The organism is uncultured Methanobrevibacter sp., assembly GCF_937898925.1.
GTDB lineage: Archaea > Methanobacteriota > Methanobacteria > Methanobacteriales > Methanobacteriaceae > Methanobrevibacter.
The window spans coordinates 1-26,399 of the sequence record NZ_CALDKF010000073.1; the positions used below are offsets into that span (position 1 = coordinate 1).

Consider the following 26,399-nt stretch of genomic DNA (forward strand, 5'->3'; position numbering starts at 1 on the left):
TCCATCCACTTACCATGTGTGGGAATGCAAATGGTTCTACACATTCACCGTTTGCAGGGAAACCGGATTGAGCTCTTACAATAGCTACAGGGTCATCTTTACCTACATATTCACCAGCTAACATGTTCAATTTGTCAGTACTTACTGCAGCTGCGATTTCACCGTTTTTCTTGAATACTCTTTTAATTACGTATCTGCCGGTAGAACCGATTAAAGCAAGTAAGTCGTACATTTCTTCAGGACAGTCTAAAATTACTTTTTTGTGTTCCATTACATCGAACACTTCAAAACTGAATCCATCATGTAAGCTTGGGTCAATTACAAGACCAGCAGTGTTGAATGGATCTGCAAAGATTCTAAAGATAGGTAAGTTGAAAGCACCTGGTTCGGTTTTGTCCATACAGTAAACAATTACAGGGTCACTTCCTCTTTCTTTGAATTCCATTTCTGCACAACCTGGACCCATACCTTTTACGTTTCCAGAGAAAGTGTCAGTTAATAAGTCTTGACCTGCACCGTATAATTTTAAGTCTCTTGCAATTTCAGTTGCTTGAAGGAAAGCATCGTATGCAGTTTTGTGAACTTCTTCGTTTAATTCACCGTTTCTGTGAGTCATGATTAAATCAATGTCGTCACCACAACGGGTTATATAATAATCTTCAAGAATACCAGTTTCTAAAGCACCGGATAATACTTCATCACATTTTTCCATTAATGCAGGATGTGATACACAGTGTCCAGAAACACTTCCAATATCTGCTTTGATAACACTAACAGTAGTTTTCATCTTAAAACACCTCTGTAATAAAAATTTACTATTCACACACTTTAGTCAATAGCAGTACATATTTAGCTTTAATTCATAATATAAGAACAATAATTAACTATTATAGCAATTAACTATTAAAAAATAATTATTCATTAATAACTAATCGTTATAATAATTAATTACTTGAATTAATAGCTAATATAAAATAATTAAATTATTAATCAAACTAAATACTTTTAAATAACTGGAAATCGAAACAATTTCTTAAGTTATTTAATATACATTATTATTTTTGATTTATATTATATATAATAATTATGATTTAATGGGCATATCAGATATTTTAAATCCAAAAATGAGATTAAAAAAATAGAAAATAAAATAGCATCTGTGCCATTTAAGTTAGTATCCACATAGTGATTATGGAAACTAAACATGCTATGACAACAGCTAAAGGATAAACGAAATATCCAATAATCATTCCAATAAATACCAATATCACCATTGCAAGAAGAGGTTTATTGTCTTCCAAAGCCACTTGCAACGCTATATTTGCAGGATCCGAATCCTTCAAAGCCTTTGTATTTATGAGTGAAGTGAAGACTATCAAGACAAAGTCCAATCCATATAAAAAGCTAGGGAAGAATGAATCAGGATTAAAACTTACAAATACAGTCAGATATGGAATTAATGACAATAGGAACAATGCAACACCAATTATCCAAATAACCCTGGAATTTACCTTATTGACAATGCTAAAAAGATGATTGTTGTAATTCCAGAAATTAAAGCATACCATAAAACTTACAGCATAAACTATAAACTCCAATTTGATTTCAAAGAATGCATCCCATGATCCGTTTGCCACCATAGGAATCTCAAGCACGATTATTGTAATTATGATTGCAATGATTGCGTCAATGAAAGCTTCAAATCTATCAGTGCTACCGTTATCCGGGCTTTTCAGTCTTGAAAATATTAGCCAGCATATAACAGAAAGCAGAACGCAAATATAGATTCCAGGCACGTAGACTGTATAAGTGAGAACAAATCCTAAAATCATTATTGCTATAGGAATGTAACTGTAAACGCTTATAAAATTAGATTGGCCTAATTCAGTGTTATAAGGATTTGCCCTATAAATAGCATTGATTGAAATAATATACAAAATATCTATTGCAAGGAAAACAATCCCATACATTGTTTCTGCTGCAATAGAGTTAATATGCAAGGCCACCCATGTTGCAAAATAAGGAAGAAGGCTTATTGCAAATATTTGAACAGCATATATTGACAAAACCTTATGGTCTATCTCTTCAACGATCTGAAACAGATTATGATTATCATACCAAATGATAAAAATCACTAAAAAACAAATAGCATAGGTAATGAACCTTGCATTCAATGCTAAAACAGCCCCTAATGTAGGGGATGCCGGTTGAGTTAATTTCAACACTAAAACTGTTATGATAATTGCTAAAACTGCATCAAAAAATGTTTCAAATCTGTTTGTATTCATAAATATACCTTTGTATTTCTTAATAAATAAACTCCACTGATAAAACTCCAAATAATCAAGGTATAAACGGATAATCTTTCAAATATTGGCATGTAAAGGCTTTCCATATTAAAGAACATTATCCAAAATGCGATTAATCCAATGATTCCCAATGCTAAAGTGATTTTTTGATAGGTTTCAAACTTATCCATAGACCTTGACATGATAATGAGCAATAGGTTACCTCCAAGAATAGCCATTATGGCACCTAAGCTATGATAACCGTCAGTTACAGGATTTCCTGCATGAATCATAGCAACAATTATCACTCCAATAGCTGAAACTATAGTTAAAATATAGAAAATAACCTTATTCTTTATAATGAAATCCTTTAATTTGTAGAAATTACCGAATATGAAAGTTAAACCAATAATTACAAATGCAGAATTCATCAGAAAGGCTAATGGAGAATTGATGTTAGGAATTCCCAGTTCTGAAATTGTATGAAAAAGATATGTATTAGTCAACAAGTCATTGAATGAAAATGCACTAATGGCTTCAGCCAAGAGATAGTATAAACTACCTAAAATAAAAACAATGCCTGCAATTTTAGATTTCATATAAAACTCCCTGATTAATAAATAAAAATAAAAATAAAAGATAAAAAAATTAAAATAATAAAAATAATTAAGATAATTAAAGATAATTAAGATAATAAAATAGAATAAATTAATATTCTATAGTATTAAAAGCTTTTTCTAATTGTTCCTCTTGATTCATATCCTCTTTCACTTGTTTTACCAATTCCAAATCGGCTTTAGTTTCAGGATATTTAGGAACTGCCTTACATCCTCCATCATCTCTTTTAGAGATTTCAAAGGTTCCAATCTTTTCAGCAATTCTTGTAATCTCTACCTTATCAAGACCAATAAGTGGACTTAAAACAGGAACATCAAGATCTTCACGTGTTGCAAGTATATTCGGAAGTGTTTGAGAAGCTACCTGCCCAAGACTGCTTCCATCAATTACCGCTTCAGCATGCATTTTCTTGGCAAGTTTTCCTGCAAGCTTATACATTCCTGATTTGCATAATACACAGGTCATCTTATCTGGAGCATCTGATTTGCAGGTGGAGAGATAATCTCCATATTTGACTACCCTTCTCTTAATAGGGGCACCACTTGCATAAAGATTTAACTGATCTATCAAGTCATTGAAGTTCTTAAGTGCTTCTGGGGTTGTATAAGGGTCATTATCACAGAATAATGCAATTACTTGACAACCTCTTTTCATCATTAAATAGGTAGCTACAGGAGAATCTATACCGCTTGAAACAAGTGCAACAACCTTTCCCTGAGTTCCAAGGGGCAATCCTCCAGGACCAGGAATTTTCTCATGAAAAATATAAGTGTCATTATCCCTTACTTCAAGATAGATAGTTAGTTCAGGATTTGTTAAATCAACAGGAGAGGAGTATTTGCGCACTACAACTGCACCTGCAAAAGCTGCCATTTCCTGAGATGAAAATTCATGATTTCCAACCCTTCTGCAGCTAATGGCAAATTTAGTGTTCTCATCTAAAAGTCCTTCTTCGTGAAGTTTTTCTGCATACTTTGATACATCCCTTTCAATATCCTCAAAAGTGGATTTTGTTGTAACAGCTGGAGAATAAGATACAATACCAAATATTCTCTCAAGCTTTTCAATTGCATCATTAAAATCCTTTGGAGAAATATATATTCTTGCTTGTCTTACTTTAACTTCTGCATCAATTGATGCTCTTATATTATTTGCTAAACGATTTTCAAATCTTTTTCTAACCCCGTCACTTTTTAAAGCCAATTCACCATAACGGGCAATGATTAAATCATGTTTCATAAAATACCTCAATAATTAAAAATTTAAAATAAATTGGAATAAAGAATAATTCATAAAATATGATAGGTTAGTCAATAAAATATTTTCTCTAATTATATCTTTATCTTTCTATATATTTAATTTATAGTTTATAAATATAACGATTGTTATAAAAATAATAAAAAAAATAAAATAAAAAATAATTAAATAATTAATTAATTTTTATTTAAAAGTTCAATAGCTAAATCCAAAGCTTCTGGCATTTTATCTGCATTAGGACCCGCTCCTTGAGCTAAGTTAGGACGGCCACCACCGCCGCCTCCAAGCAATGAAGCTGCTTCCTTAATGATGCCATTCACTTGAATTCCACAGTCCTTAGTAGCGGCTCCAACGATTTTACCTTCATTGTTACCGATGAAGACAACATCTGCCTTATCATTGTCAGTGAAATCAGTAGCAATCTTTTGAAGCTCTTTGATATCCCCATCAATGATTTCCTTAAGAACTTTCAAGCCATTGATTTCGATTGCATTATCAGCTAAGGTGCTGACTTTCAATTCAGCGATTTCCTTTTGCAATTTAGCGATTTCATTCTTTTGAGCTTTCCATTCGCTAAAGAATCTGTCACAGGTCTTAGGCAATTGCTCGTTGGTTACGCTGAATATGCCTGCACTTTCCCGTAGGATTTCCTTATCTGCTTGGATTGAATCAATAGCTGCAAGTCCTGCTGAGAAATCAATTCTTTCTACACCATCTTGAACCCTTTCAGTCTTATTGATCTTGATTGGACCCACTTCACCGGTTCTGTCAAGGTGAGTACCTGCACAAGCCTGTACATCAATTCCAGGAATCCTTACAACTCTGATTTGGGAACCAGGAACAACCCCTCCTTGGTATAAGGTGAATCCATATTCTTTCTCTGCATCATCACGGCTTAACCAATTGATATCCAAATCAATATTCATCATCACATATTCATTTGCCAATTTTTCAATTTCATTAAGCTCTTCCTGGGTGATACGCTTGTAATGGGACAAGTCTATACGTGAACGAGCAAGACCTTTTTGTGCACCTGCTTGCCAAATGTGTTGGCCTAAAACTTTTCTTGCAGCTGCAATCACCAAGTGAGTACCTGTGTGATGTCTTGCTAAAGTGATCCTTCTGTTCCAGTTGATTGCCATATGAACTTCAGTTCCAATATATCCTTTAAGAGTGGACAATAAAGTCTCTTTATCGCTATCCTTAGGAATTGCAATATGATGCAATACAATGTTATTCAATTTTTCAGCATAAGTAACTTCATAGATTTTGCCATCAATGGACATTATACCTATATCTGATGGCTGACCTCCGCCTTCAGGGTAGAAGATTGTCCTATCAAGGATAACATTGACTGTATCTCCTTTTTCAATGACTTCAATGATCCTTCCGTCAGATTCCTTTTGATAAATGTCCTTGTAGAAGTCAAGTTCAGTTTCTGGAACATCAAGATTTAAAGTCTCTTTTTTAGCAACCTTATCCTCTTCGTGCATATCTGCAACAATTGTGAAGAAGTTATCAGGAACAAATACTTCAAAGTCCTTATCTCCGCTTGCCATTTCTTCAACGGTTTCCGGAGGCATACCTTGAGCATCGTATAAGTCTATTAATGTTTCTAAAGGCATAGAAGTTTTTCCTTCTTTTTTAAGACGTTTGATTGTTCTTTTAACAGTCTTTTTACCTTTTTCAATGGTTTTTGCATATCTTTCCTCTTCAAGGTTGATGATATTCATGATATGCTCTTGGGATTCGTCGATTTCAGGATAGAACTTTCTCAAGAAATCCAATTGGATTTCCATAATGTCAGATAATGACTCTTCCATCTTCAACTCTTTCATGAAACGGATTGTTCTTCTTAAGACAAGTCTTGCAAGGTAACCTTCCTTAACATTTGATGGGATGATTCCATCAGCTAACATGAATGCTAAACATCTTGTATGGTCTGCAATGATATAAATAGCTTCCATTGGCTCTGCATTTTTCAAGTATTCCTCAAGTGAAATGTCTAAGCTGTCTGCCACTTGCTGACGAAGCTCTCTGATATCACCGATATCCTCAATATCCATCATACCTGCAATTTCTGCATTTCTAGCTAAAATATCCTCATTGACTTCAACATTGGTTATTTCCTTAAGCTTGTCCACTACAGGAGCAAAACATGCATCATAAGCAGTTGGAGTTCCTTGTGAAATCCATGCAATTCTCTCTAAACCGTAACCGGTATCAACCACTTTAATAGGGATTTCTTCCCTTTCACCGTTTTCAAGTGTTTTGTATTGCATGAAAACAAGTGTAGCGAGCTCTACACCACGACAGCACACTTCATAACATGGACCTTCGTTACCTCCACCTTTCCACCAGGATTTGATGAAAGTGATCTCTTCAGTGTTGATTCCAATTGATTTGAAGAACTCATGACAAAGTCTGATTGTTTCATCTTCCCAGTAGATGAAGTTATCAGGCTTATTGATTACAGTATGTGAACCCATTGTAAAGCAAGTCATGTGCCTTCCTGTTCTTCCTACATTATCCACATCGTTAAGACGGATGGATGGCTGTTCAACTTCAAGAGGATTAGCTGGAGGTTCAACTAAACCAGAGGTAATCCATGGTTGGAAACAAAATATTGAAGCACCCACTAAAAATACGTCATCTCTCCATCTTTTTGCTAAAGTTGGATAACGAGGTATAGGTTCATGGCCTTCATTTTTTAAGAAATTTCTAAAAGTTTCTTGAATTTCATATAAATCATATGGCTTGTCAGTTGCAGGATTTCCAATAAATCCATATTCGTCACATGGAGCATCCCCACAAGTGTCTCTATCCACTTGAGAGTAAAACTCATTGCCACATGTTTTACATATTTGTTTTTTATATCCTAAATCTTCGAATATTTTAAGCATAATAATCAGTTTTAATCGTTGTTTTTAAAAAATATTTTTTTGTTTGAATAAGTTAATTGCATTATTAATAATTGTATTATTAATTGTATTAGTTTAATAAATAGTTGAATATTTATTTCATAATAAAATTATATATGTTTTTAAACTATTAAATAGTTTGTATAAAAATAGAATTAAATAAGGAAATTTTAATAGAATTGAAAAAAATAAAAAAAATAAAAAATAGAATAAAATAAAAAGAATTAAAGCTAATAAATGAAATCCAAAATTGCCTTTTCAGTTTGATCTCTTTGATTTTCTGGAGAGATAGTCGCTATCCCATCACCAGATTGATTGCCATAGGATCCGAATTGAGCATGATTTCCACCACTGATTACATATTCTGTTAAATTATTGTCCATCAAGCTCTTGGATTCATCATATGTTTCCTTATTCAATGTTTTATCATTGGAACCATAGATTGAAAGGACAGGCATATTTCCCAAATCATCTACAGGATAAGATGCGAGAAGTATCAAACCATTGATTTCATCCTTATGGGTAACTGCATAGGAAGAAGCCATTACTCCACCTAAAGAATGGCCTGAAATGTACCATCCATCATAAGAATAATTACCATTGCCTATAATCGAATCCGCACTGTTACCACCTAAAAACGCTAAATTTCCAGGCATTTCCACTATAAAGCAATCCACCCCATCATTCGCCAAATCCATGAACAAAGGAAGATAAGATATGTATTCAATTTTAGCACCAGGATAAAAAATCAATGCATTATCATTTCCGGGACCATCCAGGAATAATCCCTTTTCCACTTTTTCAACTGATACATTCTCTGTTCCATTCAAGTAGGCATTTACACTTGGGTCTGCATGAGAATAATTATTCACATACCAAATGCTAAAACATCCAACGAATATAATTAAAGCTAAGAAAATATACAATGCAATTTTAATTTTTTTATTCATATAAATCAGCTTCTAAAACCATCTAAATAAAAACATGACAGTGAAAATAATTCCGCTTAGCATGATTGCCAATTGGATGTATGCATGCTTTCTAATATTTGAGTCTTTGCTATTCAACATGAACCCTGGAAAAAATAATCCAATGAATCCTACAAATCCGTATGATCCCAAGAAAAAGCTAAGAATAAAGCTACCCCAACCAAATAGGATAGCTATTATATAGCCTATAATGATTAGCTTTTTGCTGTCTAAAGATGGGAAATCATCTAAGTTATTCAATTCATCAGTTAAGTCATCAATTGATTCTGTAAAGTTCAAAGGACTTCCACAATCATGACAGAACTTGTAATCATCCGGATTCTCGCATCCGCAAATTGGACATTTCATATTTTTCCCCTAAAGTCAATTAGAATGTTTGTTTTCCACTATTTGTATTCAAATAAATTTCTTTTGTATCTAAAACATTTCCGTCATTGTCATACAATGTAATATATGCATCATCAGGGTAGTAATCCAATGCACTTGCACTTGCAACCTTTACGTAACCATCACTGCTTACGGTTTTAGGAACAACTTTTCCTTGATTCAATGCATATCCATTATAACTGTACAAGACGCTTATTTTCACTTTCTCTCCAGCATGTTCAGACCCGACATAAACATTACAATATGTCTTATCTGACGCCGAACTTCCTGTTGAGAAACTACCGCTTTGAATGGTTGGATAAGACTCTTGAGTAGCTTGAGTGCTTGTTTCCATATCAGAAGCATTATCAACGGAACCTGAATTCAATGATGCAGAATCTGAAAGAGCATCAGAATCATCATTTGCATTGCCATTTGAAAACATCACCATAGCACCTGCAATTAAAAGTGCACAGATGACAATGGTTAAGCAGATTATTATTAAGTTTTTATTATCTGATTTGGAATTTGAATTATTGTTGGAACTTAAATTTGAATTGTCATTTACCCTATCAGATGGATCAATTCCAGTATTTACATAATTGTCTTTTATTGGACGATTTGCTCCTAATGCATGACCGCATTGCTTACAGAACTTTGCGGAATCTGCATTTTCAGCCCCACAATTAGGACAAAATACCACAATTACACCTCCCTATTTACTAAGTAATACTTTATTCATATAAGCATATATAGATTTTGAAAAGTTAATAGAATCTATGAAAAATAATATGCTAGAATAGAAAAAATGAAAAAGATAGAAAATAGAAAAGTGAAAAAGAAAAGAAGAAAAAAGTAATAAAGAATAAAAAAGTAATAAAGAATAAAAAAGTAATAAAAATAAAAGAAAAAAGAAATTTTAAAGAAAAATCCTAAACTAAAAAATGTTTATCTGACAATTATTTTTGATTTCAAATTAAATGAAAAGTTTTTATATGCAGACTTAATTTTAACACTATGGGTACCTCTAGCTAATTTTTTAGTGGACCATTTTATGATTCCTTTAGAATTAGATTTAACTGTGTAGGTTTTCCAAGTTTTCTTATTGATTTTAACTTTTAATTTCATTTTAAAGTATTTCAAACGTTTATTAGTGAAATAATTAGTTAAAGTCATTTTAAAATATTTTTTAGCTCCTTTTTTAACATTCATAGTCTTATAGTAAACAGTCTTGATTCTTAAATCTGAACCTAATTTAAAGTTGCCTTTGCTGGATTTATAATTATCGACACCTTTGTATGCTACTTTAACATTATAAATTCCTACAAATGGGGAAGTGATGGTCTTTGAAGCTTTTCCGTTTTTTACAGCCACTTTATAGGATTTGCCGTTTACAGTAAATGTAACTGTACCTACATTGACTTTATACCCATCCTCATCATAGACATTGGCAACAAGAGTGACCTTCTTACCCATTTTACCTAAAATATTGCTTGCCAATATTTCAGTTGAATAAATTTTCTTTATCTGAACTAAAAAAGAAGCATTTGTCTGATACTCATTGTTCTCATCAAAATACTCCGCTAAACAGATCCAATTGTATGCAGAAAGTTCAGAAGACTTAGGCAATTTAATGTTCAATACTGCCTGACCATTGCTAACCTCTTTAATTTCTTCAACAGGACTTCCATTAGCTGTCCATAGCCCAAAGAGCACATAGCCACCAGATACAGGATTATTGTCTTTATATACATTTGCAACGATATTTACAGTAGTTCCTTCATTAGCTGAAATATTTTTTACGGAAATTGAATAACCATTGCTTTCAGCACTGATTATATTGCTGCTTTCCTGATTCTGACTTAATATTTCATCAGATGCTTGTGAAATGTCTGTTTCTGGAACACTAGACTCCAAGACATCAGAAATTTCATCATCTAGATTAGAGTCTTGATTCACAGAATCAGATTCAACAGCTTCTAAATTAAAATCGTTATCATATTCATTATTTATGGATTCTGAATTATCATACAAAGACAAATCCTCAGAATCTGAAATCTCTTCAGCAGAAACAACTGCCAATGAAATCAATAAAATAAATAATAATGAAAATATAATGCTTATTTCCTTAAATTTCATCTTCATAATTTCAACTCAATTGTTATTAATTATATTTTTAAGATTATTTTATTTAAAATTTTTTTATTGGTTTTAATAATTTAAAAAATAAAAATTGTAAAAAAAGAATATTATAAAAATGATCAGAAAAAACAATAAAAAACAATACAAAAAATAAAAAAAAATAGAGTAAAAAATAGTTAAATAAAATACGAACAATAAAAATTGTTTAAAAAAAAAGAAAAATGAAGGATAGAAAAGAATCTATCCGAATAAAGCACCTAAACCAGCGGTTGCTGCTGCAGCTGCTTGTTCTTCGTCTTCTTCTTCTTCCTCTTCTTCTTCCTCTTCTTCTGCTGCTGCTTCAGCTGCAGGAGCTGCTGCTGCAGGAGCTGCTGCCATAGCGGTAGTTTCCATAGCTTCTTCAATATCAACATCTTCTAATGCTGCGATTAAAGCTTTTACTCTGGATTCATCTACATCAGCGCCAGCTGCTTCTAAGATTTTAGTTACATTTTCTTCATTAATATCTTGTTCTGTGGTGTGCAAAATCATTGCCGCATAAATATATTCCATGTTATCACCGTTTTTTGTTATAATAATTTATTTTTTAAAAATCCAATACATATTAGTTTTTTATATTGAATCTTGTGTTTTTTAAATTAAAAAGTATAAATTTTAAATTTTATCTAACCGAACAAAGCACCTAATCCAAGTGCTGCAGTTTCTTCACTTTTATCTTCTTCTTCCTCTTCTTCAACTTCCTCTTCTTCTGCTGCTTCTTCAACGATAGGAGCTGCTGCTACTGCAACATTTGCTAATTTATTAGCAATCTCATCATCGATAGCGTCAGAAGATAATTCACCAGCTAATGCTAACATCTTAGCGTTTGCAAGTGCAATTAACATATCAGAAGTCTTGTCTGTAAGGAAAGCTCCCTCAATAGCAACATTGTATGCTTTGGTATGAGCAGTACTGATAATAGTTGAAATAGTTTGGCTAGTTGGGAAAGCACTAAATACAGATAAGTTAAATGCTTTAGTAAATGCAGTTTGAATATCTGCAATAGTTTCTTCTTCGTCAATAGCTAATACGTCTGCTTTAAAGATAGAACCGTCTTCATATACAGCTTTAAGATCCATACCTACTTCCATAGGTTTGATATCCATTCTGGTTAAAGCAGCTGCTACTTGTTTAGAAACTTCTTCTCCAGCTTCTACTACAACAGTATCTTTAGAAACTACAATTTTTCCTTTGTCGATTTTAGCAGGTACACCTATTTGTTGTAAGTCACCAAGGAACGGACCTGGTGGGAATCCAGTGTCTCCAGCAGGTACAACAATATCATCAGGAGCAGTTGCGCCAGCTTTTGCAGGAGCAGATGTTTTACTGTCTTCTAATATTTTGTACAATCTGAAAGGATTCATGTCAGTACATACAAGTGCAGGTTGACCTTCCATAAAATCAGAAAGCCCAGTAATGTTAGCTTTCTCATTATCACAATCTTCTAAAGCTAATTTCATAAGGTTAATTTTAGATAATCTGATAGTTGCTTTTCCTGCGAGAGTTTTTCTCATTTCTTGTAATTGTCTAGCAGGAATGTTTAATAAGTTAACAATACCTACAACTTCTGCAGATTCGATTAAACCTTTAAGTTCATTAACTTCTTCTTTTTTCCATTCAGCAACGTGAGCCATCTTAGATCACCCTCACTACTGAACCCATTGTCGCTTTAATATACATGGATTTTATTTGGTTTCTTCCTTTTTCTAAATTGCGGTCTAATACTGCAAGAACAGCTTCAATATTTTCAGCTAACTTCTCGTCATCCATATCTTGAGTTCCAACTAAGATTTGAATAGAAGGTTGTTGTTTAACACCTACTTTAATGGTAGCTTGAGTTCTTTCAAGCAATGGTTCAATTCTTGCACTAGCTGGTACCGGTTTAGGCATTTTGTTACGAGGTCCTAAAATACGACCTAAGAACCTACCTACAAGTGGCATCATATCAGCTTGTGCGATAAATGAATCGACAGAATTAACTACTTTTTTAGCAGCTTTAATGTCTTTACCAAATTCTTGTAAATCTTCTTTGGAAATCACGACATCTACACCAGCATTTTTAGCAGCAAGAGCTAATTCCCCATCAGCGATGACTCCGATTTTGATCTCTTTGCCACGGCCATTAGGAAGAGCTACTTCTTCGCTAAATCTGTTTTCTGGTTTTCTGACATCTAAATCCTTGAGGTTAATGATAACATCAATGGATTGAGTGAAGTTTCTCGGCTTAGCTTGTTCTTTTGCCTCCTTCACCGCATCAATAATCTCTTGTGTCATATATATCCTCCATGAACTTTGTTCATTTGGAATTTTTACGAGAAATCTTCAAATTAAATAAAATCTTTAAAAAGCATTTATAAAATCTTTAGATTCCTTTTAATATATCAATTGAAACCACATTATCCTAGAACAAGTAAGACAATACAATTTCAATATCATTTACATTTAAGTGAATAAATATTATCTATTTATCATAATTAGCTGTTGATATTAAATTAAGAAGATAGATTAAGAAAGTTATAAACATAAATTTTAATAATCTAATTTATAATTAAATTCAATCATGCAAATTAATCACTTAAATAAATAATATATTAAGTATAATATTTGAATTAAATTTTAATTGAATTTTAAGCATTAGTAAGTATCTTACTAGAACAGCAAGTCTATTCTACTAAAATATCATCGTACTCTCCAGCATCAACTGCTTTTTGAGCATCTCTAGGATCTTTACCGTCAACGGTAATACCCATACTTACGCAAGTACCCATAATTTCTTTGGTTGCTGCTTTGTAATCATTTGCGAGTAATGAATCGAATTTCATTCTTGCAATTTTGAATGCTTGCTCTACAGATAAATCTGCTGCAACTTCAGCACCAGGTTCATGAGCACCTTTTTCAATGCTAAGTTCATCCATAATAAGTGCAGTTGTTGGAGGAGTACCAATCTCAATTTCAAATTCTTTAGTGCTGCTGTCGATAGTGATTATTACAGGTACTTTCATACCAGCGAAATCAGCACTTTTTTTATTGATCTCTTCAACTACTTGCATCATATTAACACCGAAAGGTCCAATTGCAGGGCCTAATGGTGGTCCAGGAGTAGCTGTTCCACCTTCGAGAAGAACTTCAACTGTATCTTTAGCCATTAGTCAGCCTCCTTTTTAATAATTCTAATTTGATCAGCTTTAACAGTAACAGGAATAGGAACTGCTGCTTCAATTAACTCGAGAACTACTTCTTCACGAGATTCATCTAAACGGACAACTTTAGATTTTTCACCTTTGAAAGGACCTGAAACAAGTTCGACAATACTTCCTTTTTGTATTGAAGAAATGATAGGTTGTGGTTTCAAGAATTTTTTAACTTCTTCCAAGGTTATTTGACTGCTTGCATCTATAGTCCCATCTTTTTTAGCACCTACAATACCTCTTAAATGACGAACCTTCATATCAGGGTTCTTCATGTCAAGGTTGGTTGCAGATTCGACTATAATATAACCTTTTAATGATTCCGGCACCACGATTGATTTAATATCTACTCCAGGCTTGTCCGCTTTCATCGCTAAAAGTCTTGCAACATTTCTTTCTTGACCTGCTGATGTTTTAAGAGCAAATATGGAATTTTTATTATCTTCCATTTAAATTCACCTATAATTAATATTTATAATTTTTTATAATTTATAATAAATTTATAGATTAAATTGATAGTTATATAAAGTAAAATTTTATTATTTCCCTTAATTTAAATATCCATATAGAAGCACTTTCTTTCAATTCTAATCTATTTTTTGTAAAATTACAAAACAGCAGCAATTATTTGAATTTTGAAGAAATCAACAAAATTAAATAATTTATAGATTAAAATCTACAATTTAAATTTAAGAAAATATGAATTTTAAAGTAAAATAAATAAAATTAGATTCATATAATAAGAATATATATATTATTTATAATATATAAATGTTTCAATTTTTGTAGTTTCAAAAAGAAAAAATTACAAAAATAAGAGTTTTAATAACTGAAGCCAGTTATTAAAAAAATGATTAAAAAATAGCTAATAAATTTTAAAAAATTTATAAAAATTAAAATTTATAAAATTATAAGAAAATAAAGATCTAAAAAATTATAAACCTAATAATTGGCCTATTAAAACAATGATAAAACCAATTACACCAATAATTGCAATACCTATTGCAGTAACTTTGGAAAAATTAAAGTATTCTTCACGATCTGGTTTTCTAGCTACTTTTAATACTCTTTTACTTTGTTTTATAAAATCACTAGTAGTTTCTTTAATGTCCATAGAAAATCCCTACATAAAAGTTAAATTAATCGAAATCTTAATTAAAACTAATTTAACTTTGATTTAATTTAATCTTAATTTATAATAATATTATATGTTTTATTTTATTACATTAATAAAGTTTTGCATGAAAATATTAAAAAATCATGATAAAAATTTAAAAAAAATAGCAAAAATAAAATTGTAAAAAATTAAAAAAATTTAAAATTAAACTAAAAAAAGAAAAAAGAGTTTCACTCATAAGAGTGAAAAGAATTTTGGTCCAGGTTTTGCGCTCCGTAGGAGCGGAAAAGCTGGGATTTAGAATATGCCATCTAAGAACTCATCTAAAGGATCTGCAGGAGCATCTTCAGTTTGTCCTAAAACAGTTCCTTCAAAGTCATCATCGATGTCTATTTCTTCGAAATCATCGTTTTTAGGTTCGATGGTATATTGGGACTTTACACCAGAAACAACAATGGTAGTTCTTATCATGTTTTGTAAGTCTTCATCGATTTGAGCTCCCCAAATGATGTTAGCTTCTGGATCTAATCTGTCACCAACAATTTGAACGATTTTTTCAGCTTCATTCAAGGTTAAGTCAGAACTACCTGAAATGTTAATTAAAGCGCCTTTAGCATTGGAAATGTCAATGTCTAATAATGGGCTGCTTAATGCTTCATGTACAGATTCAATAGCTCTGTCACCAGATTCAGATTCACCCATACCAATCATAGCCATTCCAGAACCGCTCATAATGCTTCTGATATCAGCGAAGTCTAAACTTACAAGACCTTTCTTAGTAATTAATTCAGTGATTCCTTTAACAGCTCTTCCTAAGATTTCATCTGAAGCCATGAAAGCCTTGTTTAAAGGAAGGTTAGGAGCAACTTCTAATAATTTGTCATTAGGAATAACAATTACAGTATCTGCATTTTCTTGAAGTTTTTCTAAACCGATTTCTGCATTTTCTCTTCTTTTTACACCTTCAGCAGAGAACGGCATGGTTGCTACAGCAACAGTTAAAGCGCCAGCTTTTTTAGCTACTTTGGAAATTACAGGTGCAGAACCAGTACCGGTTCCTCCACCAAGACCGCAAGTAACAAATACCATGTCAGCGCCTTCTAATTCTTCTCTAATGTCTTCTTCACTTTCTTCAGCGGATTCTTCACCGATGGTAGGTTCTCCACCAGCACCGAGACCGCCGCAAGTTTGTCTGCCTAAAAGTAATTTTTTATCAGCAGTACTGTAGAATAAATCTTGAGCATCAGTATTTACAGTAATAGTTTTTGCACCTTCAATACCAATTTCATTTAATCTGGAAATGGTATTGTTTCCTGCGCCACCAGTACCAACTACAATAATGTTAGCTTGGCTTTCACTAATGATTTTTAACAATTCTTCGTCTAAATCATCGTTTGATTTTTTAGGAGCAGAATTTTCAATGGTTTCTTCTGATCCTTTAATTGCATCATCTATAAATTTCACGAGTAAACCCCACAAATTTTATTAATTTAAAAATTATTTCTAATAAGTATAAATTATTTACTATTATTTATTAAATATGTTTAAAGTAATATTTAAATGTAAATGAAATATTACTAAAAATTTACAAAATTTTTAAATTTGTTTCTAATTAATTTTTAAATCTAATTTCAAAAACTATTTTTAAATTAGTATTTTTATTATTGATTTTATAGTATATAACCATTACCCATTAAATTGAATAAATAAGGAAATAAAAAGTTTTAATTGATTAAAACTAATTTAACTAAATTATGCCTATCTTGGCATAGCTACGATTTCATGGAATTTCATGTCAAATACGTTAGTCATATTAGCTGCAGTCATGACAACAGCAGTGTCCACTCCATGACCTGTTCCACCAATAGCTATTATCTCTTCACCTACTGGAATCAATCCTGCATCAGCAAGCATGATAGAGATTTCTGCACAAACTTTCATTCCTTGACAGAATGTTCTGTAGGTTGCTGCAATGATTTCCACAGGAGTTGCCCCTCCAAATTTCTTGGAAATGCTTTTACCAACACCACTTAATGCATGTGATCCCATAAATGTTACAATTCCTTCATCTTCAAGTTTTGCTCTGGTTTCATCATCCATTTGTGCCTTATTCGCTTCCTTGAAACCTACATGGTGGGAACAGTTTACAATGATTACATCCATGTCCTTCAATGCTTCGTTAAGCTTTAATGCACTTGCACCAGTAGAGGATGCAATAGCTACATACTTAATGTCAGAGCCTTCCAATCTTTCCTTAACAAGTCCAATAAGATCATCAGTATTTTCAATGCCTGGTTTTTCAAAATAAGTGATTGCTTTTTCCATAAAAATTCTCCTATAAATAATGTGAAATTAAAAATTATATAAATTCAAAAAATTCTATAAGTTTATACAATAATAATTATATATTTACTAATATAAAATTATACTATTAATCGAATTAACTATTGAGATACCATGACAACCAATCCAACATATAAAGAAGCAGAAACAGAGAAAGGTCAAAAATATAAGTATGTTGAAATCAAGGGATATAAGGTCATCCCTATTGAAACACATTACATCAAACCTAATGAAAGCATAGACTTCATGATAGAGGACATCTCCAAATTGGCAAATGAAGGGGATTACTTAGTCATTGCAGAAACCCCAATCTCTGTTTCTCAAGGAAGATTGGTTGACGAAGCGGATTACACACCATCATTTAAGGCAACATTCTTGGCTACATACTGGAGCAAATACTTCTGGGGATATGTTCTTGGACCTATTCTTGGAATCAAGGAAAGAACCATTAAGAATTTAAGAAAACTTCCAGAGGAATCCAAAAGACATAAAGAGGTAGTATTACAGTTATATGGTTGGAAACATGCATTGAAACCTGCTTCAGAAGCTGGAATCGATTTAAGCAATGCTCCTGGAACATGTGTCTCACTCCTTCCGGAAAACCCAGAAAAGGTAGCGAAGGAAATAACTGAAGACATAAAAAACAAAACCAACAATACAATAACAACATTAATCATTGACACTGATGCAACATACAGAAGAGGAAACAAATACTTCACAGGACTTCCAATAGCCATTCCAGGAATTGAAGCTGACAAGGGAGTTTTCGGATACACATTAGGACAGCTTTCAGAAAACTTGGGATCAACTCCGTTAGGATGTTCAAGAGAGATAGATGTTGATGAAGCGATTGAAATAGCTAATGTTGCTGAAGATTATCAGAAATCATTATCCACTGCAATGGAAACTATCTACAGCGTAAAAGACGTGCTGGATTCTGACACTCATGAAGTTACTGTAGAATCATTAGATTCCATCATTCATACACCAGCAGTCCTAATTAGAAAAATAGAATAATGATTAAAATATAAAAATATTAAAATAATTAAAAAATTAAAAAACTAGAAATAATTAAATAGCAATTAAAAATAATAAAAAATAGTTAAAAAAATAAAAAAAATGAAAAGATAGAAATTATCCTGAAATTATATCTTCAAGAATTTTAATTTCTTCTTTTTTACTATCTATTTTTTCTTGATTATCTTCAAATTCCAAATCAAGGTCACATTCTGGACATATGAATTCAACAGTTGAAGCGTCTTCAAAGTCAAGACGGTAATGTCCATTTGGACAAACGAAGAACATATTGTTCTCTTCATATTCCAATTCAGAATTTAATCTTTTAAGTTCAGAACTTGCTAATTTAAATTCCAATTTTTTATACTCATTTTCATTGAATCTCCAATCGTAAGTGTACCATTGAGTTTCCTTATCCTTATCTCTCTTATAGCTTGCTAAACGCATGTCATATAATTTGTAAAGAATCTTTCTTACAATGTTTAGCTTACAGTTGGTCCTTTCAGAAATCTCTTCATCTGTAGTGTATCCATTCTTAAGGCAATCGATGATTTCATCAAATGTAAGATACCAGAATTTCTGATTAACTGCTCTTTTTTTAGCTTTTTCCTTTTTAGGCTTTTTAGCTTTTGATTTTTTAGCAGGTTTTTCTTCTTCAGAAGTCTCTTCAACAGCTTCCTTAACAACTACTTCATCAGACTCCTTATCTTCATTCATGACCTTTTTATCATCATCAGAGGATTCTTCTTTAACTTCTTCAGCTTTTGCATCTTCTTTTTTATCCTCTGCTTCTTCTTCATTTTCTTCCTTTTTCTCTCCCTTAATCAAAGCATTTAAATTATCATTCAATGTTTTTAAGGTTTGTTGGGAATAAGTCTTTTTAGTTTCCAAAAGAAGAGATTCGTTTTCTTCAATGAATTGGTCTACAATTTCCAAATCCATTTTGACTTTTTTAGCTATCTCTTCATGGCTAAGCTTTCCAGATCTAAAGTGTTTAATGATTTTTATACAAACCTCGTTGACTTTTATATTGTAAACGAAGTTATTGGTTTCAAGCAATTTAAGAATATCTTTAACTGTTTTAATATCTATTTTAGTTTTTCTAGCAATAGCCTTATCATCGCATAATCTACTCTTAGGCCATTCTTTAAGACATCCGATAACATCTACAGCTTCTTCGAATTCAAAAATTTCCGGATATAAATTTTGAATAATTGGATCTCTTAACATAATAATAGTCTTCCTTATAAATATTTAAATTTTAAATCAAAACTAAATTAAAAAAATTACTTAATGGTTAATATTATAGTAAATGATTTAATAAATTACATTATATCTATATTTATATACACACTATATTATAAATTTAATGTTTTTATATAAAAAATAGTAAAAAATTAATGAAAAAATAAAAAAAGTTAGAAGAATTTTAAAAATTAGAAAAAAATAAAAAAAGAAAAAGTTAAGAAAAATTGTTATAAAATTGAAACCTTTAAAACCCCTTCCACTTTGATGAATTCATTTAGAAGTTCCCCAGGAATAGGGTCTTCTGTAATGATTGTCAAAACAGGATTTGTATTCAATTGGGTGTCTCCTGCATAAGCCTGACGAATGCTTATATTATGCTTGCTCATGATCCAAGCAACTTCTGCTAAAACACCATCGCTTTTTTCACCAGCTTCGATTTCAATAACACCTAAATTCAAGCTTTTTGCAATGTTTTTAATTAAGGTTCCTGCTGGAATGATATTTGAGAATATTTCATATAACCCCTCATCAGCAATAATGACATCAACAGTGGATTTAATCACTCTACGATCAACATTTGCAGCTGTTGCCAAAGCAGAGTCACTTATCTTCAAATCACCACAATATATCTTACCATCTTCACTTATTCTTAAGCCTAACTCAAACATCTTTTGAGCTACAGCCATTCTTGCAGGATATTTACTAAATTTTAGATTTAAACTTTCCCACATGGTATCACCAAGATTTTTCTCTAATAATATATTGTACTTTTAAGTATATAAATGTATAATAATACATAAAAATGTACATTAGAAAATAGCATTGATAAAATTTAGCTTTAATATAAAATAAAAAAATATCTAAAAAAAGAAACTTAAAAAAATCTAAAAAAGACGATAGAGTTGTCAGTAAGTGTAAAAATTTGAAAAAATAAGTAAAATTAGAAGTAGGCTAGCTGGGATTCGAACCCAGGACCTCACGGTTATCAGCCGTGCGCGCTGACCAGGCTGTGCCACTAGCCTATATAACAAATACAAGTATTATTAACTATATGTAATCTAATATATAAATCTTTTGTTAGAAAAGATTTTGAATAAAACTGAAATCTTAAAATTCAAAGAAAATTTTAAATAAAAAATAGAGTAATTAAGTTTAAAAAACTTAATTATCTTTGTTAAGCATCTCATTAAGAGAGTCAGCCATTACGTGACCTTCAATGATGAGTTTAACTTTATCGATTCCTTCAACTTTTAAAGCTTCAGCTTTAGCTTGAGCAGCTATACGGGTAACACTCATACAACCTGGGTTGGTAGGTTTAATTACAATCTCAGCAGTTGAACCTTCAATTGCAATAGATTGTACAATACCCATTTCTACAATACTTACGCCCATGTGAGGGTCGTTTACTACAGAAACTGCATCTTTTACAGCAAGTGCTAATTCTTCAGACATTTTATCTCCTCAATATTTTTTTAAATAATTGTTTTTTTAATAATTGTTTAATTAAATTAGTGATAAGAATAAAATTTAAAATTTTATTTCCTAACAAAAAGTTAATAATATAACTATTGTTTTAATTATATTTAAACTTATCAATAATAATAAAAATATGTATATAAATATTAAATAAATAAAACTTAATTTATTTAATTATTTTATTTTGTTATTTTATTTTTATTTTTTTCAAGACATGAAAGAAAGAGTAATTAGTTTTTCTTTCTGTGCCTAATCTTTACACCAATACCATTTCTTAATTCAGTCATTTCACGACCAGTCAAGACAGCTTTTCCAACACCCACAACTTCATCATTTCTAACGACAACGACTTCATCCTTAGGAAGAATGCTTGGATCTGCATTTACAATTCCTGGAGCAAACAATGAGTTTGTCTTTAAGTCAAAGTCTATTTCAACTACATGAATGCCAAGTTCAGCAAGTCGTCTTCCACCTTCAAGGTTAAGGGTGTATAATCCAACATCCCTATTTAGAAGAGCAACTGTCTTTCCATTGGAATAAAGGGTTCTATGATATCTTCCTTTAGCAACAACATCATCAGTGATCATTGCTTCAGCTTCCGCACCAAACTGGTATTTGGCAACAGATCTAAGCTCATTCAACACTCTATCCCTATGTTTTGTTTTAGGGTATTTCTTAAGTTCTTCCCTTAAGTTAAAAATGGATTGTGGAGAGGTAGGCCTGCCACCGTCACATACGTAGGTGCAGTTATCCAAATACTCACGACAAACCTCTTCATAGCCTCCTTCAACATTTGCGATTACAGGCTTGTCTCCAACATAATCTCGAAGAAGCTCTCCAGCTAATCTTATCTCATCATCATTCCAATCACCGGAAACCGCCACATCATATGATTGGATTGGGAAGGTGTTTTCCAATTCCCTTGGACAGATTCCAAATGGAGAAGTTACGATTACTTCCTGATAACCTTTGGTAGCCCTTCTGAATTTCTGGTGAGACTGAGAATTGGAGTATGGCTTTTTCATACTGCATGGGAGCGCTACTACAACATCCCCTAAAGGTTCCATCATAGCCATCCTCTCTCTCCATCTGACTACTTCAGGCCTATATAATGACTCATCACTTGAACAAATAACTTTCATTCTTTTCCTCGTGTAAAATTATAAAACTAAAATAAGTAAAAATTTGTTAAAATAAAATTATATTAATATTAATAATTTTAAATTTCTAATTTAATATTTAAATTTCTTTTATAAAATAGTTTTTATAAATTAATAAATTATTGATAAAAATGAAAATATCATTAAAAAAAAACTATTCAAATCTTAAAACTAGCTCTTCATGTATCTTCTTGATCTTTTCTATTGATGGATGATTTTCACCTAATTTCCTTTTCCACTTTTCAATAGTGAACTCAACATCCACTTCATCAGCACCATTGAATAGATTATCTGCATGGGAAACTATCTTTTCCTCCAATGTTTGAGGAGTGTAATCCTTTATAGGCAATCCTAACTGTCTTGCATCCTCTTCAGTGAGGCCAGTTCCGATATGCCTTTCAACAATATTGATTATCTCTTGAGGATATCCCCTTTCCTTAAGTATTTGAGCACCGATAACTGCATGTTCAATGGAATTGGTTTTGGATCTGCCAATATCATGCAACAATCCTCCAACCCTTACAAGTTCCATATCAACATCATCAAAATTGGATGCAATTTCACATGCCTTTCTTGAAACTCCTTTGGAATGCTCAATTACCCATTCAGGACAACCTAATTCCTTCAATAATCTTATTTCCTCATCCATATAATCACGATTTAAGATAAAAATTCTTTAAAAAATCAATTAAAAATAGTAAAGAAATTAGTTTAAAAACTTTTTAAACAATAAAATCAATTAAATATCGATTGTCAAATAAAAATTAAAAAATAGAAAGAAAATGAAAAAGACTATAACATGTCTTTCATCATTTTTTCACGTTCTTTGTCTTCTTCTTCTAACATTTCCAATAATTCATCCCAGGATTCTAAAGATTCCTTCGCAGCTTCTTCAGATAATTTTTCAATAGCATATCCTGCATGAATCAATACATAATCACCAATTTCCACATCTGGAAGAAGATCCAATTTTGCATTTTGTCTTACTCCTCCAAAGTCAGCAGCGCAAATGTTAGATTCAGTGTCAATTTCTACAATTTTAGCTGGTGCAGCAATACACATTAGCAACATCTCCTTTTATTTATTTAAATGAATTGATTAATTTAAAATCTTAAATTAAAATCACTTTTATTTGATATTTTTATTATTAGTTTTTAGATTATATAAATATTTTTATTTTATCAAACTAATTTTTAAAAAATAAGTGAAAGTATTAAAAAATTCATGAAAATCCAATATAAGAAAAATGAAATACAAACAATGAACAAAATTGAAACAAAAATTAAAAATCAAGGAACATGAAATTTAAATGCAATCCTTTTATTTTCTAGAAAATAATTAGTTTTTGATAAAATAGTTTGAAGTATTACTAAAAAGTTTATATATAATAAAGAATAAAAATTACTTTATCAATATAACTTTAAAAAAATTAAAATAAATTTAATTTTGATTTTTTAAGTTAATCAATTATATTGATATTAATTTGGAGGAAATTATTTATGCATATTATGGAAGGATATTTACCATTAACATGGTGTATCATATGGTTCGTCATATCATTCATCATCGTTGCATTTGGTATTTATCAAATTAAAAAAATCGTAGATGAAACCCCTGAATCCAAAGCATTACTTGCTGTAAGTGGAGCATTCATGTTCATCTTATCATCTTTAAAATTACCTTCTGTTACTGGAAGTTGTTCTCACCCTTGTGGTAACGGATTAGGTGCAGCATTATTCGGCCCTGCTGTAACTGCTGTACTCGCAACTATCGTACTTTTATTCCAAGCTTTATTACTCGCACACGGTGGATTAACCACTTTAGGTGCAAACATCTTCTCAATGGGTATTGTAGGTCCATTCGTAGCTTGGATTGTATACAAAGGTTTAACTAAAGCTAATATCTCATCCACTATTGCAATCTTCTTTGCAGCATTCTTAGGTGACTTATTAACTTACGTAGCTACTTCATTCCAATTAGCTTTCGCATTCCCTGCTCCTACTTTCGGATCAGCATTAACCAAGTTCTTAGTTATTTTCGCAGTAACTCAAGTACCATTAGCTATTGGTGAAGGTATCTTAACAGTAATCATCTGGGACAGATTAAAAGCTTACAAACCAAAATTATTAGACAAATTAGGTGCATTAGCTCCTAATGAAGCATAAGGTGATTAACATGGAAAGATCAACATTATTAATTTTAGCAGCTGTTTGTATTATATTGTTCATTGCACCACTCGTTATGTTCAGTGGTCATGGAGAAGACGACGGATACTTTGGTGGAGCAGACGACGCAGCTGGTGAAGCTATTGAAGAATCTGGTTTTGAACCTTGGTTCTCATCAATTTGGGAACCACCTAGTGGTGAAATAGAAAGTTTATTATTCGCTCTTCAAGCAGCTATAGGAGCAATCATTATTGGTTACTTCTTCGGTTACTGGAGAGGACAAGGTAAAGAAGAATAATTCTTCTTTATCCATTTTTCTTTTTTTTAAAATTTTTTAATAAAAGTGAATATTGAAAATTTAAATTATTGAATAATTTTTAGTGATTTTATGAAATTTGATATGGATTATATTGCTCACAATAATGAATTAAGTGAAACAAATCCTTATTTTAAACTGTTTTTAACAATAATTCTATTAATTGTAACTTTAGCGTTGGATAATCTGTATTTTGATATTTTTATATTCATTGTGATGTCTATTGTAATATTGGCAATAGCAAAAATCAATTATAGGTCATACTTAAAATTCTTGACAATTCCAATGGCATTTCTAGTAATAACATGTATATTCTTAATATTCTTCTTTGGAAAAGGAGATGTTATCTATGAAACAGGAATATTCGGCATTGTTGTTACAACAGACTCATGGCATTATGGTATTTACACATTCTTTAGGGTTATGGGATGTTTGCCTTCATTAGGTTTCCTTGCTCTAACAACACCAATTGCAAAGATTTTCCATTGCCTTGATACAATGAAAGTGCCAAAAATACTTATTGAAATTGGACTTTTAATGTATAATACAATATTCATATTTCTTAATGAAATCGATACAATGCAAAAAGCACAAAAAACAAGAATGGGGTATAATTCTTATATGAATTCAATGAAATGTTTAGCAGATCTTATCAGTAACATATTCTTAAGGTCTTTAGATAAAAGTGAAACATTGCAAAATAGTTTAGATTCAAGAGGTTATGCTGGAGAGCTTCCAGTTTATGTACCGCCAAAGGAGGAATAAAATGTTAGAAGTGAAAAATATCAAATATTCTTACAATAAGGATTACCAAGCACTTAAAGGAGTCAGTTTAAAAGTTGAAGACGGTGAAATGGTTGCTCTTTTAGGTAAAAATGGTGCTGGAAAATCTACTTTGTTCCTTCATTTGAATGGTATATATGAACCTGATGAAGGCCAAGTCTTTATTGATGGCGAAGAATTGAAGTATGATAAGAAAACCTTGCTTAAATTTAGACAGAAAGTAGGAATTGTATTCCAGAATCCTGATGACCAAATCTTTGCACCTACCGTGGAAGAGGATGTTGCTTTTGGACCTTTGAACTTAGGATTACCTATGGAAGAAGTTCAAAAAAGGGTAACTGAAAGCTTAGCTCGTGTTGGCATGAGCGGTTATGAGAAAAAAGCACCTCACCATTTAAGTGGAGGTCAAAAGAAAAGGGTGGCTATTGCAGGAATTCTTGCAATGAGACCTAAAATAATGGTCTTGGATGAACCTACTGCAGGTTTAGACCCTCAAGGGGTTACAGCATTGACCAAACTGTTGAAGGAACTTAATGAAGAAGGAATTACAATTATCATCTCAACTCATGAGGTCAATCTAGTTCCTGATTACGCAAAAAAAGTTTTCGTTTTAGTGGATGGTCTTTTGATTGCAGAAGGAACTCCTAAGGAAATCTTTTCACAACCTGAAATTCTTGAACAGGCAAATTTGGAAGTCCCAATTGTTACAACACTTTTCCATGACCTTGAAAAAGAAGGATTTGATATGGAAAACGATTATCCATTAACAATTGATGAAGCTAAAGAGAAGTTCAAAGAATTATTGAATAAGCAATAATTCAAAAACTAATTTTTTTTTAAATCATAAAATTATTCATAACTTAATACCATAAAGTATTACTCCCAGAAGAAATTAATAATACTTTTCACTATTTTTACATAAAATTATTTTTATTAGAACAAATATCCCTCATTTTAAACATCTAT

The 26,399-nt window shown here is 31.6% G+C and carries 28 protein-coding genes and 1 tRNA gene; 5 read left to right on the plus strand and 24 right to left on the minus strand.

Annotated elements, in window-relative coordinates; all coding sequences use genetic code 11:
- From Q0409_RS05775 to Q0409_RS05855, 17 genes are all read right to left on the minus strand, one after another.
- A partial coding sequence (locus Q0409_RS05775; RefSeq protein WP_298536003.1) for a fructose 1,6-bisphosphatase occupies window positions 1-787 on the minus strand: 787 nt, incomplete at its 3' end.
- 379 nt (window positions 788-1,166) lie between these two features.
- Window positions 1,167-2,288, minus strand: a complete 1,122-nt coding sequence (locus Q0409_RS05780) for a TMEM175 family protein (protein ID WP_298536005.1) — start codon at window positions 2,286-2,288, stop codon at window positions 1,167-1,169.
- Window positions 2,285-2,887 (minus strand): DUF998 domain-containing protein, encoded by a 603-nt coding sequence (locus tag Q0409_RS05785; protein ID WP_298536007.1) that lies wholly within the window; start codon window positions 2,885-2,887, stop codon window positions 2,285-2,287. The genes Q0409_RS05780 and Q0409_RS05785 overlap by 4 nt, the downstream gene beginning before the upstream one ends.
- Window positions 2,888-2,996: 109 nt before the next feature.
- Window positions 2,997-4,145 (minus strand): tRNA uracil 4-sulfurtransferase ThiI, encoded by a 1,149-nt coding sequence (gene thiI, locus Q0409_RS05790; protein ID WP_298536009.1) that lies wholly within the window; start codon window positions 4,143-4,145, stop codon window positions 2,997-2,999.
- 194 nt (window positions 4,146-4,339) lie between these two features.
- On the minus strand, window positions 4,340-7,066 hold the full coding sequence (gene alaS / locus Q0409_RS05795) for an alanine--tRNA ligase (RefSeq protein ID WP_298536011.1): 2,727 nt from the start codon (window positions 7,064-7,066) through the stop codon (window positions 4,340-4,342).
- A 248-nt stretch (window positions 7,067-7,314) separates the two neighbouring features.
- Window positions 7,315-8,034, minus strand: a complete 720-nt coding sequence (locus tag Q0409_RS05800) for an alpha/beta hydrolase (protein ID WP_298536013.1) — start codon at window positions 8,032-8,034, stop codon at window positions 7,315-7,317.
- Between the two features lie 12 nt (window positions 8,035-8,046).
- Window positions 8,047-8,421, minus strand: coding sequence for a zinc ribbon domain-containing protein (locus Q0409_RS05805; protein ID WP_298536015.1), 375 nt, complete (start codon window positions 8,419-8,421; stop codon window positions 8,047-8,049).
- A 19-nt stretch (window positions 8,422-8,440) separates the two neighbouring features.
- Entirely contained in the window at window positions 8,441-9,142 is a 702-nt protein-coding gene (locus Q0409_RS05810) for a zinc ribbon domain-containing protein (protein ID WP_298536017.1), read from the minus strand.
- 245 nt (window positions 9,143-9,387) lie between these two features.
- Window positions 9,388-10,584 carry an Ig-like domain-containing protein gene (locus tag Q0409_RS05815; RefSeq protein WP_298536019.1) on the minus strand — a complete coding sequence of 399 codons (1,197 nt, stop codon included), beginning with the start codon at window positions 10,582-10,584 and terminating at the stop codon, window positions 9,388-9,390.
- 237 nt (window positions 10,585-10,821) lie between these two features.
- Complete coding sequence (rpl12p, locus tag Q0409_RS05820) at window positions 10,822-11,133, minus strand: 50S ribosomal protein P1 (protein WP_295605727.1); 312 nt, start codon at window positions 11,131-11,133, stop codon at window positions 10,822-10,824.
- Window positions 11,134-11,246: 113 nt separating this feature from the next.
- Entirely contained in the window at window positions 11,247-12,254 is a 1,008-nt protein-coding gene (locus tag Q0409_RS05825; protein ID WP_298536021.1) for a 50S ribosomal protein L10, read from the minus strand.
- A 1-nt stretch (window position 12,255) separates the two neighbouring features.
- Window positions 12,256-12,894, minus strand: coding sequence for a 50S ribosomal protein L1 (locus Q0409_RS05830; RefSeq protein WP_292788258.1), 639 nt, complete (start codon window positions 12,892-12,894; stop codon window positions 12,256-12,258).
- Between the two features lie 389 nt (window positions 12,895-13,283).
- Complete coding sequence (locus tag Q0409_RS05835; protein ID WP_292788259.1) at window positions 13,284-13,766, minus strand: 50S ribosomal protein L11; 483 nt, start codon at window positions 13,764-13,766, stop codon at window positions 13,284-13,286.
- Window positions 13,766-14,257, minus strand: coding sequence for a transcription elongation factor Spt5 (locus Q0409_RS05840; protein ID WP_298536023.1), 492 nt, complete (start codon window positions 14,255-14,257; stop codon window positions 13,766-13,768). The genes Q0409_RS05835 and Q0409_RS05840 overlap by 1 nt, the downstream gene beginning before the upstream one ends.
- Before the next feature lie 485 nt (window positions 14,258-14,742).
- Window positions 14,743-14,922, minus strand: coding sequence for a protein translocase SEC61 complex subunit gamma (locus Q0409_RS05845; protein WP_298536025.1), 180 nt, complete (start codon window positions 14,920-14,922; stop codon window positions 14,743-14,745).
- A gap of 300 nt (window positions 14,923-15,222) precedes the next feature.
- Window positions 15,223-16,389 carry a cell division protein FtsZ gene (gene ftsZ / locus Q0409_RS05850; protein WP_298536026.1) on the minus strand — a complete coding sequence of 389 codons (1,167 nt, stop codon included), beginning with the start codon at window positions 16,387-16,389 and terminating at the stop codon, window positions 15,223-15,225.
- A 294-nt stretch (window positions 16,390-16,683) separates the two neighbouring features.
- Complete coding sequence (locus Q0409_RS05855) at window positions 16,684-17,250, minus strand: pyruvate kinase alpha/beta domain-containing protein (protein WP_298536028.1); 567 nt, start codon at window positions 17,248-17,250, stop codon at window positions 16,684-16,686.
- A gap of 132 nt (window positions 17,251-17,382) precedes the next feature.
- Between Q0409_RS05855 and Q0409_RS05860 the strand changes: the two genes are divergently transcribed.
- Entirely contained in the window at window positions 17,383-18,285 is a 903-nt protein-coding gene (locus tag Q0409_RS05860; RefSeq protein WP_298536030.1) for a coenzyme F420-0:L-glutamate ligase, read from the plus strand.
- Between the two features lie 117 nt (window positions 18,286-18,402).
- On the opposite strand, the gene tfe is transcribed toward Q0409_RS05860, so the two are convergent.
- The 7 genes from tfe to Q0409_RS05895 all read right to left on the minus strand — a co-directional run bounded on the left by tfe (window position 18,403) and on the right by Q0409_RS05895 (window position 23,231).
- Window positions 18,403-19,515, minus strand: a complete 1,113-nt coding sequence (tfe, locus tag Q0409_RS05865; protein WP_298536032.1) for a transcription factor E — start codon at window positions 19,513-19,515, stop codon at window positions 18,403-18,405.
- Window positions 19,516-19,760: 245 nt separating this feature from the next.
- The gene (locus Q0409_RS05870; RefSeq protein WP_298536034.1) at window positions 19,761-20,264 is read right to left on the minus strand and encodes an amino acid-binding protein; all 504 of its coding nucleotides are present in this window, start codon (window positions 20,262-20,264) and stop codon (window positions 19,761-19,763) included.
- Window positions 20,265-20,480: 216 nt separating this feature from the next.
- A tRNA-Ile gene (locus tag Q0409_RS05875) sits at window positions 20,481-20,555 on the minus strand.
- Window positions 20,556-20,694: 139 nt separating this feature from the next.
- Window positions 20,695-20,985 (minus strand): iron-sulfur cluster assembly protein, encoded by a 291-nt coding sequence (locus Q0409_RS05880; protein WP_292788503.1) that lies wholly within the window; start codon window positions 20,983-20,985, stop codon window positions 20,695-20,697.
- 254 nt (window positions 20,986-21,239) lie between these two features.
- A complete protein-coding gene (locus Q0409_RS05885; RefSeq protein ID WP_298536036.1) occupies window positions 21,240-22,151 on the minus strand; it encodes a DUF5591 domain-containing protein in 912 nt (303 codons plus the stop codon).
- A 172-nt stretch (window positions 22,152-22,323) separates the two neighbouring features.
- Window positions 22,324-22,818, minus strand: coding sequence for a TIGR00295 family protein (locus Q0409_RS05890; RefSeq protein ID WP_298536039.1), 495 nt, complete (start codon window positions 22,816-22,818; stop codon window positions 22,324-22,326).
- Window positions 22,819-22,961: 143 nt separating this feature from the next.
- Entirely contained in the window at window positions 22,962-23,231 is a 270-nt protein-coding gene (locus Q0409_RS05895) for a HypC/HybG/HupF family hydrogenase formation chaperone (protein ID WP_292788497.1), read from the minus strand.
- A 437-nt stretch (window positions 23,232-23,668) separates the two neighbouring features.
- Here Q0409_RS05895 and cbiM point away from each other — a divergent pair, with 437 nt between their 5' ends.
- The 4 genes from cbiM (at window position 23,669) to Q0409_RS05915 (ending at window position 26,250) form a co-directional block, all read left to right on the plus strand.
- Window positions 23,669-24,334, plus strand: coding sequence for a cobalt ECF transporter S component CbiM (gene cbiM / locus Q0409_RS05900; RefSeq protein ID WP_298536041.1), 666 nt, complete (start codon window positions 23,669-23,671; stop codon window positions 24,332-24,334).
- 10 nt (window positions 24,335-24,344) lie between these two features.
- Window positions 24,345-24,632 (plus strand): energy-coupling factor ABC transporter substrate-binding protein, encoded by a 288-nt coding sequence (locus Q0409_RS05905; protein ID WP_298536043.1) that lies wholly within the window; start codon window positions 24,345-24,347, stop codon window positions 24,630-24,632.
- Between the two features lie 102 nt (window positions 24,633-24,734).
- Window positions 24,735-25,415 (plus strand): cobalt ECF transporter T component CbiQ, encoded by a 681-nt coding sequence (cbiQ, locus tag Q0409_RS05910; RefSeq protein WP_298536047.1) that lies wholly within the window; start codon window positions 24,735-24,737, stop codon window positions 25,413-25,415.
- A gap of 1 nt (window position 25,416) precedes the next feature.
- Complete coding sequence (locus Q0409_RS05915; protein ID WP_298536045.1) at window positions 25,417-26,250, plus strand: ATP-binding cassette domain-containing protein; 834 nt, start codon at window positions 25,417-25,419, stop codon at window positions 26,248-26,250.
- Window positions 26,251-26,399 lie beyond the last annotated feature (149 nt).

What these genes read in the sequence shown, in the direction of transcription:
- Q0409_RS05815 (WP_298536019.1), bottom strand. Translation starts at nt 10,584, where the DNA reads ATGAAGATGAAATTTAAGGAAATAAGCATTATATTTTCATTATTATTT.
- cbiM (WP_298536041.1), top strand. Translation starts at nt 23,669, where the DNA reads ATGCATATTATGGAAGGATATTTACCATTAACATGGTGTATCATATGG.
- Q0409_RS05785 (WP_298536007.1), bottom strand. Translation starts at nt 2,887, where the DNA reads ATGAAATCTAAAATTGCAGGCATTGTTTTTATTTTAGGTAGTTTATAC.
- Q0409_RS05905 (WP_298536043.1), top strand. Translation starts at nt 24,345, where the DNA reads ATGGAAAGATCAACATTATTAATTTTAGCAGCTGTTTGTATTATATTG.
- Q0409_RS05830 (WP_292788258.1), bottom strand. Translation starts at nt 12,894, where the DNA reads ATGACACAAGAGATTATTGATGCGGTGAAGGAGGCAAAAGAACAAGCT.
- Q0409_RS05835 (WP_292788259.1), bottom strand. Translation starts at nt 13,766, where the DNA reads ATGGCTAAAGATACAGTTGAAGTTCTTCTCGAAGGTGGAACAGCTACT.
- Q0409_RS05890 (WP_298536039.1), bottom strand. Translation starts at nt 22,818, where the DNA reads ATGGATGAGGAAATAAGATTATTGAAGGAATTAGGTTGTCCTGAATGG.
- alaS (WP_298536011.1), bottom strand. Translation starts at nt 7,066, where the DNA reads ATGCTTAAAATATTCGAAGATTTAGGATATAAAAAACAAATATGTAAA.
- rpl12p (WP_295605727.1), bottom strand. Translation starts at nt 11,133, where the DNA reads ATGGAATATATTTATGCGGCAATGATTTTGCACACCACAGAACAAGAT.
- Q0409_RS05780 (WP_298536005.1), bottom strand. Translation starts at nt 2,288, where the DNA reads ATGAATACAAACAGATTTGAAACATTTTTTGATGCAGTTTTAGCAATT.
- Q0409_RS05880 (WP_292788503.1), bottom strand. Translation starts at nt 20,985, where the DNA reads ATGTCTGAAGAATTAGCACTTGCTGTAAAAGATGCAGTTTCTGTAGTA.
- thiI (WP_298536009.1), bottom strand. Translation starts at nt 4,145, where the DNA reads ATGAAACATGATTTAATCATTGCCCGTTATGGTGAATTGGCTTTAAAA.
- Q0409_RS05915 (WP_298536045.1), top strand. Translation starts at nt 25,417, where the DNA reads ATGTTAGAAGTGAAAAATATCAAATATTCTTACAATAAGGATTACCAA.
- Q0409_RS05805 (WP_298536015.1), bottom strand. Translation starts at nt 8,421, where the DNA reads ATGAAATGTCCAATTTGCGGATGCGAGAATCCGGATGATTACAAGTTC.
- Q0409_RS05825 (WP_298536021.1), bottom strand. Translation starts at nt 12,254, where the DNA reads ATGGCTCACGTTGCTGAATGGAAAAAAGAAGAAGTTAATGAACTTAAA.
- Q0409_RS05855 (WP_298536028.1), bottom strand. Translation starts at nt 17,250, where the DNA reads ATGGAAAAAGCAATCACTTATTTTGAAAAACCAGGCATTGAAAATACT.
- Q0409_RS05840 (WP_298536023.1), bottom strand. Translation starts at nt 14,257, where the DNA reads ATGGAAGATAATAAAAATTCCATATTTGCTCTTAAAACATCAGCAGGT.
- cbiQ (WP_298536047.1), top strand. Translation starts at nt 24,735, where the DNA reads ATGGATTATATTGCTCACAATAATGAATTAAGTGAAACAAATCCTTAT.
- Q0409_RS05860 (WP_298536030.1), top strand. Translation starts at nt 17,383, where the DNA reads ATGACAACCAATCCAACATATAAAGAAGCAGAAACAGAGAAAGGTCAA.
- Q0409_RS05800 (WP_298536013.1), bottom strand. Translation starts at nt 8,034, where the DNA reads ATGAATAAAAAAATTAAAATTGCATTGTATATTTTCTTAGCTTTAATT.
- Q0409_RS05845 (WP_298536025.1), bottom strand. Translation starts at nt 14,922, where the DNA reads ATGGACATTAAAGAAACTACTAGTGATTTTATAAAACAAAGTAAAAGA.
- Q0409_RS05895 (WP_292788497.1), bottom strand. Translation starts at nt 23,231, where the DNA reads ATGTGTATTGCTGCACCAGCTAAAATTGTAGAAATTGACACTGAATCT.
- tfe (WP_298536032.1), bottom strand. Translation starts at nt 19,515, where the DNA reads ATGTTAAGAGATCCAATTATTCAAAATTTATATCCGGAAATTTTTGAA.
- Q0409_RS05870 (WP_298536034.1), bottom strand. Translation starts at nt 20,264, where the DNA reads ATGTGGGAAAGTTTAAATCTAAAATTTAGTAAATATCCTGCAAGAATG.
- Q0409_RS05885 (WP_298536036.1), bottom strand. Translation starts at nt 22,151, where the DNA reads ATGAAAGTTATTTGTTCAAGTGATGAGTCATTATATAGGCCTGAAGTA.